Genomic DNA, 13,218 nt, shown 5'->3' with positions numbered 1-13,218 from the left:
ATTATGAGCCATTTGGCTTAACTATTCTACTTAGCCAAATCATCTAAGTTAGGAGATTTGGCATCAGGTTTATTGGGGATTACCCGATCAGATTGTGTGGTAGTTGAATTAGGGGTGTCATCAGTAAATTCCTCTATTCCTAATGCACCTGAGAGGAAATCCTCAATTTCTGCCCTAGCAGAAATAGTTGCATTGTTTGTATTGCTTACAGAAGCATCTACATTACTATCATCATCATCAAAATCGTCAAATGCACCAAAGTCAAAGTCAAACTGAGACTCGCTATCGTCAGATTCTTCGGCATTTAAGGTGTCAATAGATGGAAAGCTAGAAGATGGCAAATTGGAGGAGGATAAGTCAACATCCATTGATAGATCTGGGAAATCTGTAGACAAATCGGCAACCTCCTGATCAGACTCCTCCATTAAACTATCTAGCAAATTATCAGCAAATCCATAGCTAGAGTCTGCGAATGGGTCAGCAGAAAGATCGGGAAAGTTATTTGTAGGTGGCGAAAATTGATCAATTGATAAATCAGCAAAAGCTCCCGTAGTCTCCTCTTCCTCAACCGTCAACTCCTCTAACCAATTCATTGACGTGTCTGAAGACTCATCAGATAACTCAGTGAATCCATCCCCTAGATTGAGCGCATCAGTTTCAGATGTTTCTGATATTGATGGATTTAGAGAATCTTCCGAAAATTCTAGAAATTCTGAATTTTCGGCATCCGTCATCGTCTCTAAAGAATTTTCTGGAAATTCTGCATCTAGAGCCTCGAAGGCATCTAGATCATCAGCTAAAGTGTCAAAAATTGCAGCATCTTCAATCTCTGAAGTTGCTGATGGATTCTGAGTCTCTTCTGATGTTTCACTCAGATATATTAAGCCAGTAGAAGTTTCCAATGATTCAGCAAAGCCATCTGCAAAGCTATCACCATAGGCATCCCCATATTCAGCATTTTCCTCTTCAGATATATCAAAAGCATCTTGCTGAGCGAATTGATCTTGAGAAATAGCGGATGAATCGTCACCACCAAACTCATCATCATTTGCACTATCAATAGATAAGTTATTAAAGAGCAAGCTAACATCTGATTCTTCATCGCTGAGTTCATCACTTAACAGATTATCCACAGAAGCAACTGCCTCGTCATCCAAGGATGGGAAAGAGTCAAAATCATCAAAGTTATTAGAACTATTAGATACCTCTACACTAAACCCTTCATTTACCTCATTTAATTGAGCATCATCAGTTGCGAGTATCTCTGAGAAGTCTGGGAATTCAAACTCTGGACTAGAGCTATCAGACAAGTCTAATTGCTCAGCAAGATCATCTTGAATATCAACTTGCCCAACGTCAGATAAATCTTCAGAGATTGCTACTTCGATTTGGGTAAACTGGGACAAGCCTATGTCTGGTTCAACCTCTTCTGCAAGCTCTGAGAAGTCAGGAAATTCAAATTCTGCATCAGGACTTTCATCCAAGCTAGATATATTGTCAACCTCAACTGAAGACAAGTCTGACTGCGCTGCTAAATCAGGGACGATCGCATCAGATGACCATAGAGATCCACTAGACTCTTCCTCTAAATCATCAAAATAGCTTTCTTCTGGAATATTCTCTTCTTGAGGAACTGAAGCAACCTCAAAATCATGCTTATCATCAACAGAATTAGTGGCATCAAGCTCATTTTGGAGCAAAGTAGAACCATCAAAGAGATTAGAAGAATCATTAAGTTCATCAAAACTAGTTACGATGGTTGGTGAATCATCTTCTAGATCGAAAGCAAATTCCGTTGATGGTGATTCTAGGGGATCTAGGTTTGACAAGTTTTGGAGATCATCATCTGAAGCGATCGCAATTTCTGCCCCAAACGCATCGTCCTCTTGTGTTACATCATCAATAGCAAAGGGATCGGCAAATTGATCTGCTTGATCGGCAAATTGATCAGTAGATTCTTCAACATTCTGGTAGGTAATAGAATTATCAAAAAACTCATGAGATGATTCTACGTTTTCAGACAAGTCAGGCAGAGACAGGTCAGACAAGCCATCTAAGCCATTTAAATCATCGTCTAATTGATCAGAAAAACTATCAGAACTAGTTGCTAAATCTTCCTCTAATTCAAAGGAAAAATCCGAAACTGGTGTTTCTAAGTCGAGATTATTTTGTAGATCCGTAGTTGGTGCGATCGCTGGTTCTGCAAATAGGTAATTTTGCTCTTGAGCCAAATAATCCTCTTCTTGATAAGCATCTTCTGAGATGTCGGCATTGTTAATAGCAAAAGGATCAACAAGCGCTTCGTTAGCATTAACGAAATCTGCATCATCTTGAGTAAAGCTAGGTTCATTAAAGAAGTTGCTTGAGCCTAAATCATCAGATTCATAATTAGATGTAGCTGACAAGCTTTCTGGAAAATCAAATTCAAACTCATCTTCATCTGACAATGCTTCATCAGATAATTCTTCAAGATAAATATCAGGAATTTGATTGGGCAAGCCAGTTAAATTATCTGGACTAATATCTGAACTATCAATATCTGTGGCATCTGGTGCTTCAGTAGCATTGGCAATATTAGCATCCATCGAATTGCTGGGAATATCGTGGAATTGCTCTAGATCGGATTGATTATTTGCATCTTCTTGAGCATACACATCAAGAGAATCATCATAACTAACATCCTCTGTAAAATTATCATAGGAATTGTCAAAGGTTGGGTCTAATTGATTATCTGCACCATTAGAACTGGTTAGCGCTTCCCCAAACTCAGGATCAAAGGGAGACTCATCAAAAGATGTATCAAATACATTGCCAAAATCTTCATTTGATGTACTTTCAAAATCAGATTCTAATGAGTCATTAAACTCTTCATGGGATACATAGTTGTTGTAGTCATCGGACTGATTAGAGTCAAATCCATCTGAATGATCTGAATGACCTGAAAGATTTACATCTTGTAAATCTTGAGCAAACACATCATCGTTAATAGCATCATCACTTGTTTCTATGGTTTGCTGCATAGCAAAGGGATCGTCAAAGTCAGTGACATTGCTCTCCGTATTCTCAACTAGCTGAATTGAATCAGCATCAAAGAATGAATTGGAATTATCTAAAGTGGATTGAATATCCATCTTAGGAATTTCAAAATCATGATCATCGAGATCAGGGATTGTAAAATCAACGGATGTTGGTAAATGGGCAAGTGCTTCTTCAGACAGGGGTAAGGGAATACCGAAAGCAGTGTCTTCTATAAATGAAGATGTAGCAGAGACGATGATTGGATCACTAGAGGCTTCCGCGATCGCAAATTCGTCTACCCCTTCCATTGGATTTTTGAGTGTTGACTCAGTCTCTGTGTCTAGATCTGTAGCGATTGGAGTGTCATCATCGACAAAGTCTTCATAAATCTCTTGTCTGAGATCGTCCAGTAGAGATTTTTCAATCACGGATATGTCTGTTAGCTCTGCATAGGTTGCGTCTGGAGATTGGATCGGGGTATCGTCATAGTCTAGTAAGGCATTAGCAGATTCATTGGTATCGACAAAGGCATGGGGATCTGCCTGTTCATTACTAAAGTTATCGGAAATAGCCGCAAAATCTTGCTCCTGTGGCGTTTCTATCTCTCCAGCATAGCTAGTTGCATCATTTTCTGAAAATTCATCATTAATACCATCGTCAAGCAGGGATTCAAGATATTGACTATCAGCGACAGTATTATCTACCTGCTCCTCAGTCGAATCATGGTATTCTGCGGGAGCATCTTGTCCTGATTGAGAAATTGCAACTGCTGTAGCTACTGTCGCTAACGCGATCACAGGGGCAACGAGATTGTTATTTGCCTCAGCGTCGTTAGCTTCTGTTGAGACATCAACCAAACTGTTGATAGAAGTATTAGGGCTATCGGTAAAGGCGTTAACTTCTGCATTCCCCGCATAGTTACCAGAAGTGGGTAAGCCAGTAGATGCGGGTAAACGGAAAAATTGAATGCCTTGTAATAACTGTTGCGCTTGGTTGCCCATAGCTTCGGCTTGCTGACGGGCTGCTCGCGTTAGTTCAGCAGTGCGATCAGCTAGCTGGGCAATTTCACTGATGTAACTAGCTGTCGATCCCGCCGCTTCCGTAATCTCAATACTAGATTCCGTAATAGTTTGTCCGATTTGCACAACTTCTTCAGTAGCAACTTGAATGCTCTGGAAAGCAGATTGGGAAGACTGTACACCCGTCGTGAAACCTGCAACTAGTCCACTTAGGTTTTGAACCTCAGCATCAATTGCCGTAACAACGGTTTGGATTTGAGAAGTCCGATTTTGGAGAACAGTTAGTCCTTGATTAGTTTGGGTTGCCAAGTCATTGACCTGAACTGCGATCGACTCAAATTGACGTGCTACTCCCGCAAACTGCTTGGGATCTTTTTGTTCAACAGCGCTTGCGGCAACGAGGGTAGCATTGAGTGCGAGGACTTGCGTTTGCTGTGCAATTTGTCCTTGATCCTGCACAAACTGCTCCGCTAAGCCCACAAATTCGCCAAGGGTTTTCATTCTCTGTACGATTTGAGCGGAACCTGTTTGCAAGACACTGATACTTTCAGTCAAGTTATCAATAGCCGTTTGACCAGAAGTAACAGTATTACGGACTTCTTGCAGTGACTGGTTAGCAACACTTACCTGTTCTGACGATCGCTGAGCGATCACGGCTACTTGGGCGGTTAAAGCCTGTCCCTGAGCAACGGACTGGGCTTGCTCAGCGGTATTTAGCACCACGGTACGGGCAAGTTCCTCAAGATCTGAGGCTCCCTGTGCGACTTGCTGGGCTGTACCTAAGACACTCGAAATAATTTCTACCAGTTTTTCGCGCAGACGGTTAAGGGTATCGGCGACTAATCCTGTGGCACGGTCATTGACTTGAGCTTCAATGGTCAGATCACCTTCCTCCATTGAGGAAACAACATCAAGCAGATCGCCAACTTCCGCTTCCATCAATTCTCTCTCAGCAACGCTCTGTTGTACCTGAGCAGAGGTGGTATCGTCTAGGCTTGATGGCGATTGAATTACTTCACTTCGCAACCTTACTTCATTAGTTTTCGCTTTTTGCAAAGTACTTTTTAGTGACAGGCTAAGGCGATCAATTTCATCCTTGCCTGCTAGATTGACATTGTTAGCACCCTGTTGGCTCAAAAAGCGATCGCATTCTTCGGTAAGTGGCTGGAGACGTTTCTTTAGGGAATTAATAAAGCCTAATATCGCGATCGCTAAAATGGCGCTAATACCGATTGCTGCACCACCGACTAATACCAATAGCTTGTTGGTGATTTCTGATTCTGGCAAATATGTTGCCACAACCCAATCCGTACCATCGATTTTACGATATGCCCAAAGATTTCCCCCTACTTGAGCAATACCTGCGGCTTGAGCGTTAGATTGCTGCACCAAATTTTTGAGAGCTTCGGCTGTTGTAGGACTTTGTGCCTGTGTTTCTTGGAACTGGTCAGAGGCAGTAATTACTTTGCCACTGGCACTAACAACGACAAAGCCAACTTTACTGTCACTGTTGGAGCTGGTGGATACGGTCAAAAGGTTGCTGGCGATCGCATCAGCATTAACCACACCCAATACCTTCTGCCCATCAGCAATTGGGGCGCTGTAGGTGATTACGGTCTTGCCTAGAGCGCTGTAAGACTCTGACCAAGACTCTTTCGCTTTGGTGATTGGTGATTTGTAAGGAGGACTATTTTGCAAGTCTGAACGATTACCCGCAAATAGTTTGTCATTGGGGGCGGCGAGTTTCTGAGCTGCTCCTGTAAGTTTAAGCCCAGATTTTTCCTTCAAAACATAGGGGACTGTCGGCTTTGGGGCAGTAAACAGGAGGTTTTCATTTTGGACAATTCCGATACCTGCAACTTGTTCCGACCTTTGTACCCCATCGATCAGCAGCCTTTGATATTGTTCTACAGTTTTAGGCTTTGGTGCTTGTTGAGATAATGCCTTTGCTGCATTGGCAACTCCATCGGTAGATTGACGCACATTGTCGAGCTTAGCCGCAATCTGTTGGGTCTGGGATTCGGCAGAGCGATCAACCTCACGCTTTGAACTACTTAGTAATTCTTGATAAAATAAGTATCCTAAACCGCCTAACCCTATGAGCGATGTGCCAATCGCAATCAGCAACAAACCTAGCCCCAGAGAGCCTTTAGGTTTGCTCTGTTTAGGGGCTGGAGACTTAGGCGATCGCTTTGAAGTTTCCTGTGCGCTCTTGCCTACAGAAGTTGCTGTTTTTGTTTTAGGTGTGCTTGCCATATGCATTCGCTATAGGGAAAGGATCAGATATTTTTGTGGGATTATCCTACACTATACTTACCCCAGCGTTGCGGTTGCCAGATATGGGTATGAATGCTCGATAGGATAATTTCAATGGGAGTATACTCGTTCTCCTTAATATTCGCTACTGTTTGATTTATTTTTTTTGTAACAATGCGATCTGATTTCCCTAGATTCAGCAGATCAGATGAATCTAGCTCCAAGTTTTGATAATCGCTGTAATCGTTACTAGGTTGATATTCATGAGCTTCAAGGCTACCGACAACTCGGTCTACAATGATTCCCACCCCTTCCAGCTTTTGATCACTCAACTCATCGGCAACTTTACTTAATCTCACTACCGTCAGCGATTCACTGATTAAAGTCCGTTGTTCTCCAATTAATAATCTTAATAATAGCAAAGGCATCACAGTAGCTTGGTGATGGATGACCCCCACGATCACATTTTCATAAAAGGGTAAAGCTAGGATGGCATTACGCTCCACGATCATAATTTCTGACACCAAAACATCAGGAAAGGTAACTGTGCGATCGCCGACTTTTGCCATGATATAGCGATTATTCGGCGGCATGAATTGGTGCGGTTTAGACATGTTGAGGCAATTTCCGTAAGACTTCCGACAATGACTCACGGCTCACAGGCTTGGGTAAATAGTCATTAGCCTTGGCTCGCTTTAAGCCATAGTCTATTTCCAACTTGGTAGTTTTAGTTGAGTACAGAATCACATACTGATCAGCAGTCTGATGGTGCGATCGCACTTCACGCAGAAATCGATAACCATCTTGATCGGGTAAGACAATATCTAGAAAAACTGCCGTGTAATGGTTGTTGATAATTTTTTCTAAAGCCCCGATGGTTGATTCGCACAAATCTACAGCATGACCTAAATCCTGCAAGAAAGAGCTTAATAAATGCCTTTGAGTTGCAGAGTCATCAATTATTAAAAAACGGTCGGTCATAATTCTTAGTGCCTTACTATCTGAATGAGAATACTTTGATAGAAATTATTAATCTGGTCTGGATAAATACTCGGTTAGGATTACATATTAGGAAATCAGTCTTTTAGCTGATTTTCAATACTATTTAAATAGTTTGCTAATTAAATAGCCCCAACCTGCAATTATATGAGATGCTTATCGACATATAAAAATATCTAAATAGATGTCAATATTTAAGATATTTAAGAAATAGTAATCTTTGGAGATAAAGGCTACATTATATATTTCTTGAATAAGCCTAAATACGATGATATCTAGGCTTTAGACCAATGTATCTGTTGATAAAGGTGCAAGTTCTCGCAATAAGTTACGCAATTCATCGCGGAATTTTGGTGTATCTGAAGACGATCTTGGCTTAGCCAAAAAACGACAGTTTGCCCATCTTGCTCTAAAGTTATTAGTCATGCTATTTTCAGCAGTAACTAACACAAGAGAAAGGGTCGATAGATCTCTTTGGCGACGGATTTGTTTAATCAAATCAAAGCCATTTAAACTTGGCATATTGATGTCAATAAAGACAATGCTTGGCTTATAGTCCAAAATTTTTTCAGTTGCAGCTTCAGCATTATCGGTAAAGTCAACTTGATATCCCCAATTTGTCAGCAAACGCTGCATTTGTTGTAGTAATACAGGCGAATCATCAACGATAAAAACCTTAGGCTCGTTTTTAGTAGCTACTGGTAGATTTACAAAATAACGAGCACCAATTTCATGCTCTGATCTGCGTTCTTGTAATGGCAAAATCGATACAATATTTTTCTGGGCTAATTTATCTAGTAGTAGAGCTGTCCGATAAGTTGGTTGCTTAAAAGTATCGGCGATCGCACTGATGCGATCTTGTCCCGTTGTGACCTTTGCAAACACGGGAAAATTGTCATTACCAACCCTAGCTAACAAATTCGCAGCATCCACAAGCTGCACGACTTGATAGGGATGCTTGACACATGCAAATTTTTGCCATTGCTTGACTTCATTAGCGATCGCATTTTCCAGCATGGATAGTTGCAAAATCGGTAGATCTGTTTTTAAATCTTGAGCAGGTTGCCATACAAAAGAAAAGTTATCTTCTAAATGTAGAGCCAGCAAATTTTCTAAAACAATCTCTTTTAAAACCTCTTTCGTAATATCAGGATATTTTTTATAAACATTGCTAACAAAAGGATAGCAATAGGGACGATTGGGCTGGCGCTGCTCCCATTCAGGAATACGCGAGAAATTAATCCCTTTATTATTATATTTACGAACTAATGTCGGGATTACTTGACCTTCTTCCTCTGCTAAGACCAAGCCTCCACCCCTAAGTAATAATTTCCATCGATGATGCTTAGTTTCTACTTGAATCACGCCAGTAGAACGACTCATAACCCGCATAGCAGCGAGTAGGATATGTAATGTGGCATTCCGCACTACCTGTCCATCTGCTAAATTGGGAGCTACATTGTTGTTTAGGGCATTGTTTGACACGAGGTCTGAGTTAGGCAAGGAACCTGTCATAGCAATCATGTTTTTTTGCTGGGTGCGCTTGGACAGAAATTGGACAGAAAAATATTCACAAAAAATATTTGCAAAAAATTTACACAATGCGGATTATTCCATCCTAGATCGTAGCAACCTGAGACAAATTCAATTGGTGATTTTAGATACATTCTTCAAATTAAGCGCCAATTGCCGTAAGTAACATCGGTTTGATTTAAGCTAAAGCCCAAAAGTAAAAGCCTTGCTAAGCAAGGCTTTTACTTTTGGGCTTTGAGAGAGGGTTTGCGTAGCAAACCCTCTCTCAAAGCCCGTTTCAAATTATCCCGAACTCGTGTTAATACCAATTCACGAAAGTGTGACAACACTTTTATGAATTAAAAAACAAACCCAGTAAGGGTTTTCAAAACTAAAAATGGCGTAGCCATTTTTAGTTTTGGTATAAGTAGCTCCCAAAAACCAGATACGCACACGTAGCCGTGCGTATCTGGTTTTTAATAACGAAAATCTAGTATTTTATTACTGCTAGTCCCTTGCGGAGTGGGGGGCTAGCGAGGTTTGCCAATGAGCAGTTAAATGAGTAGTGATCGCCAATTACGTCAATTCAAGGTTATCTGTCTGCATGGACATCCTGGCAATAGTGAAGCAATGCAGATCTTTGTTAAGCATTTTCAGGCGCGGGGGATCAAGGCGATCGCTCCAGATTTGCGTGGTTATGGCAGGGCTAAAGCTAGTTCTGCTTTTGCTATGTCTGATCACATTCAAGATCTTTGGGATTTATTGGAACGAGAGCGGGAGCATCCAAATACTGAATTTTTGATTTTGGGTTGGTCTTTAGGTGGGATTTTAGCGATCGAGTTGGCACTTCGTACCTTTGAGAGCCACAACAATCCCCAAGCGGCGACCAAGCCCCAAATTGCAGGGCTAATTCTGATTGCTACATCCGCTAAGCCCCGTAGTAGTTTGCCGAAAATTGCTTGGTGGGAATATGTAAATTTAGTGATTGCTGTAATTTCACACCTAGCTTTAGCACCGATCGCCCCCAATACTCGATGGCATATTGATTGGTTTGGCAAGCGATCGCTGATCAAATATTTAATCCAGCAGCATACAAAAACTGCCTATGACCGTATTGCCACTACAGGCGCAAAGGCTTATCTGCAAACTTCACGTTATGCTCACATAGCCTTAATGCAAGCACTGCGACAAGGCTATGATCGCACTCAAGATTTAGCTAAAATCCAAATTCCATGTTTAGCGATCGCGGCCGAGCAGGATCGGCATATTACCGCTAGTTCAACCGCCGAGACTGCCAAATTATTACCCAATTGCGAATTTATTTGTTATCCCCATACCGCGCATTTATTGCCTTGGGAAATTGGCGATCGCTTGTTAGCGGATATTGAGGCATGGTGCGATCGAAACATGCAATAAGCTCTAGAAATAAGAGGCGACGCGATATTTCTGATAAATTAAATCTACTGGCTTGCTAAAACGTCTATAGCTTATGTTTCCCCAAAAATTTCTGACGCGAATGGCACAAATCCACCAGCTTTCGGCTGATCAGGAAAGTGTATTCCTATTACGATTTGGGGAAAACCGTGAAGATCGTGAAGTTGCTAGCTTTTTAGGCATTTCTGAAGAAGCCTACCGCAAGAGGATGGGGGAGATTTATCGCAAGTTTGACATTAGCGGCAAAGGTCCTGGCAAAAATAATCGCCTCCTACATATTTTGCAGAATTATTTAGATGCGGAGACCAATTCCCAAAATGATCAAAACGCACTTATTGCTAAGTCCGCAACTCCTGCCTTAGCCACCGTGGCATTAGATATCGACATCGAAGAACTTGTCCAGCAATTACGCTATCGCAGTCGCCAAATCATCCAAGAACGCTGTGCCACAATGCGGGTTTTGGATATGTCACATCCGATTAGCTTAGAAGAAATCTATACGGGAACTGATGTCTTAGAAAAAATTACCAGTCGCCGCCGTTTAGGAATTGCCGAACTGCTTGCCACCTATCACGGACGCGATCGCCTTGGGGCTTCAGCGATCGATGAGAGCCGAGTTTCCAGCATGGATGCGTTGCAACGCTATCGCAAATTAATGCTACTGGGTAAACCGGGGGCTGGGAAAACGACGCTTTTAAAATATACTGCCCTAAAATGTTCTCAGGGAGATATTTTTAGCGATTTAGTACCAATTTTTGTGACATTACGGCAATATTCAGGTTCAGAGTCACAGGCACATATTTTAGATTATATTTCTCAAGATTTTCGTGCCTATAACATTGGTGATGAACCAACGCTCAAGCACTTGTTGCAGCATGGTCGGGCAATTTTATTTTTAGATGGACTCGACGAAGTTCGTGAAGATGATTTGCATCGAGTTCTCGAAGATTTACGGAGTTTCTCAGAACATTACTATACCAATCGTTTTGTCATTACCAGCCGATTGGGAGCGCAGGAATATGTTTTTGAGAAGTTTACAGAGGTTGAGGTGGCTAACTTTCAGCCATTACAGATTTCTCAGTTTGCCCAGCGCTGGTTTAGCGGCAATTCTCGACATATTGAACTATTTTTACGCAAGGTAGAAGAAAATCGTCCCATTCAAGAGCTAGCGACGAATCCCTTATTGCTGACCTTACTCTGTCTCGTGTTTGATGAATATGGCGATTTCCCCACCAACCGTTCCGAACTCTATCGCGAAGGATTAGACGTTCTACTTAAGAAATGGGATGCTAAGCGTAATATTGAGCGCCATCAGATCTATAAAAATCTCTCAATGCAGCGTAAAGAGGACTTATTAGCGCAAGTTGCCTGTACGACTTTCTATCAAGGGGATTATTTCTTTCGGCAAGTCGATTTGGAAAGTTACATCACCGATTACATTCGCAATTTGCCTAAAGCCCATACCGATGAAGAGGCTTTACAGCTTGATAGTGAGGCGATTATTAAGGCAATCGAGTCTCAGCATGGTTTATTTGTCGAACGTGCTAAGGGGATTTATTCCTTTTCCCATTTAACTTTTCAGGAATATTTGGCGGCGAGGGAGCTAGTTTACAATGGCAATCCTGAAACCCTGACCTTGCTAGCCAGTAAGATCAGAGACCGTCGTTGGCATGATGTCTTGCGTCTTGCAGTAGGTATGATGCGATCGGCAGATGATTTATTACAGTCGATGAAGGATCAATGCGATCGCCTAATTGCCAATGATCGTCAACTCCAAAATCTGTTGCAATGGGTGAAACAAAAAGCTGAGACTGCTCAGGTCAGCGATCGCATTCAGTCAGTACGGGCGTTTTATCTCACCCTCGGTCGGGCGATCGCCCAAAGTGATGCCTTGAACCTAGCCAATGTCCTAGCACGTATCCTTGTCCTTGATCTCGATCTTTGTCAAAACCGCAACCTCAATCTTGATCTTGCCTTTGACCTAGCCCGTGCGCTAGAAACTAAAGATGGTGAAGATTTAGGACTTGATCTGGAATTGGATTTGAGCCTTGCCTTGGAATATGCGCAAGAAATGTCCGATTCTCGACTAGCCAAAGCTATTGCAGAATTAATTAATACCTGTCCTGAAGATGCTGATAGCGATCACAAATGGCAAGATTGGGCAAGTAACCTGCGCCAACAGGCAATCAGTTATCGGAATATCGGTCAAATCTGGAATCTTAATCCCAATCAACTGGAGCAATTACGTCAATATTGTGAGGCAAATCGCCTCCTCGTGGAATGTCTAGAAAGTGATTGCTATGTGCGTCAACCCGTCAGACAAGCGATCGAGCAAAGTTTGCTACTACCGATCTAAAAAAGGCGGCGCTTCGCGCCGCCTTTTTTTAATTAACGCGAGTTCGGAATAATTTGAAATGGGCATTGAGAGAGGGTTTGCTACGCAAACCCTCTCTCAATGCCCAAAAGTAAAAGCCTTGCGTAGCAAGGCTTTTACTTTTGGGCTTTTAAAATTTGCCAGCTTAACCCGAACTGACGTTAATTATTATTCAACTACTTTTTCTTTAAATTGCTTACCAGCGGAAAAAGCAGGCACACGGGTAGCAGCAATGACCATCTTTTCGCCAGTGCGGGGGTTACGACCTTCACGTTCTTGGCGTTCGCGTGGCTCGAAGGAACCGAAGCCAACTAAAGTAACGCGATCACCATCAGCAACAGCATCAACAATTGACTCGAGTGCAGCAGTAACGATCACTTCAATATTCTTTTTAGATACATTTACCTTTTCGGCGATCGCATCTACTAGTTCACCTTTATTCATCGCAATAGCTCCTAAGTAGCTTTAATTAATAAGTATTACCGCGATTTTTACTTTGTCTATGCCAAAGCAAAAATCAAAAACTAAGAAAAATATAGATTCTGGAGTTTTCAAGTTGTCTATAACAATTTGAAAACCGTGACATTAGGAATTTGTGCTTAGTGT

The 13,218-nt window shown here is 41.8% G+C and carries 7 protein-coding genes; 2 read left to right on the top strand and 5 right to left on the bottom strand.

Features of this window, described 5'->3' with window-relative positions:
* Positions 1–26: 26 nt before the first annotated feature.
* The 4 genes from NMG48_RS20795 to NMG48_RS20780 form a co-directional block, all read right to left on the bottom strand.
* On the bottom strand, positions 27–6,293 hold the full coding sequence (locus NMG48_RS20795; RefSeq protein WP_271253300.1) for a PDC sensor domain-containing protein: 6,267 nt from the start codon (positions 6,291–6,293) through the stop codon (positions 27–29).
* 41 nt (positions 6,294–6,334) lie between these two features.
* Positions 6,335–6,907 carry a chemotaxis protein CheW gene (locus tag NMG48_RS20790; RefSeq protein ID WP_271253299.1) on the bottom strand — a complete coding sequence of 191 codons (573 nt, stop codon included), beginning with the start codon at positions 6,905–6,907 and terminating at the stop codon, positions 6,335–6,337.
* Positions 6,900–7,274: a response regulator gene (locus NMG48_RS20785; protein WP_271253298.1), complete on the bottom strand. Its 375-nt coding sequence runs from the start codon at positions 7,272–7,274 to the stop codon at positions 6,900–6,902. Before NMG48_RS20785 ends, NMG48_RS20790 begins: the two co-directional genes overlap by 8 nt.
* A 300-nt stretch (positions 7,275–7,574) precedes the next feature.
* A complete protein-coding gene (locus NMG48_RS20780; RefSeq protein ID WP_271253297.1) occupies positions 7,575–8,816 on the bottom strand; it encodes a response regulator in 1,242 nt (413 codons plus the stop codon).
* 546 nt (positions 8,817–9,362) lie between these two features.
* Between NMG48_RS20780 and NMG48_RS20775 the strand changes: the two genes are divergently transcribed.
* Positions 9,363–10,220 (top strand): alpha/beta fold hydrolase, encoded by an 858-nt coding sequence (locus NMG48_RS20775; protein WP_271253296.1) that lies wholly within the window; start codon positions 9,363–9,365, stop codon positions 10,218–10,220.
* 100 nt (positions 10,221–10,320) lie between these two features.
* A complete protein-coding gene (locus tag NMG48_RS20770) occupies positions 10,321–12,594 on the top strand; it encodes an NACHT domain-containing protein (RefSeq protein WP_271253295.1) in 2,274 nt (757 codons plus the stop codon).
* A gap of 186 nt (positions 12,595–12,780) precedes the next feature.
* Here NMG48_RS20770 and NMG48_RS20765 read toward each other — a convergent pair whose 3' ends face one another.
* Entirely contained in the window at positions 12,781–13,056 is a 276-nt protein-coding gene (locus NMG48_RS20765) for an HU family DNA-binding protein (RefSeq protein WP_126386049.1), read from the bottom strand.
* Between the last annotated feature and the right edge of the window lie 162 nt (positions 13,057–13,218).

Source organism: Pseudanabaena sp. Chao 1811 (assembly GCF_027942295.1).
Classification (GTDB): Bacteria; Cyanobacteriota; Cyanobacteriia; order Pseudanabaenales; family Pseudanabaenaceae; genus Pseudanabaena.
Note: the sequence above shows the minus strand (reverse complement) of the source record. Positions and strands in the feature narration are given on the sequence as shown.

Excerpts from the sequence above, each read along its gene's own strand:
- NMG48_RS20775 (WP_271253296.1), top strand. The coding sequence starts at position 9,363 with ATGAGTAGTGATCGCCAATTACGTCAATTCAAGGTTATCTGTCTGCAT.
- NMG48_RS20785 (WP_271253298.1), bottom strand. The coding sequence starts at position 7,274 with ATGACCGACCGTTTTTTAATAATTGATGACTCTGCAACTCAAAGGCAT.
- NMG48_RS20795 (WP_271253300.1), bottom strand. The coding sequence starts at position 6,293 with ATGGCAAGCACACCTAAAACAAAAACAGCAACTTCTGTAGGCAAGAGC.
- NMG48_RS20765 (WP_126386049.1), bottom strand. The coding sequence starts at position 13,056 with ATGAATAAAGGTGAACTAGTAGATGCGATCGCCGAAAAGGTAAATGTA.
- NMG48_RS20770 (WP_271253295.1), top strand. The coding sequence starts at position 10,321 with ATGGCACAAATCCACCAGCTTTCGGCTGATCAGGAAAGTGTATTCCTA.
- NMG48_RS20790 (WP_271253299.1), bottom strand. The coding sequence starts at position 6,907 with ATGTCTAAACCGCACCAATTCATGCCGCCGAATAATCGCTATATCATG.
- NMG48_RS20780 (WP_271253297.1), bottom strand. The coding sequence starts at position 8,816 with ATGATTGCTATGACAGGTTCCTTGCCTAACTCAGACCTCGTGTCAAAC.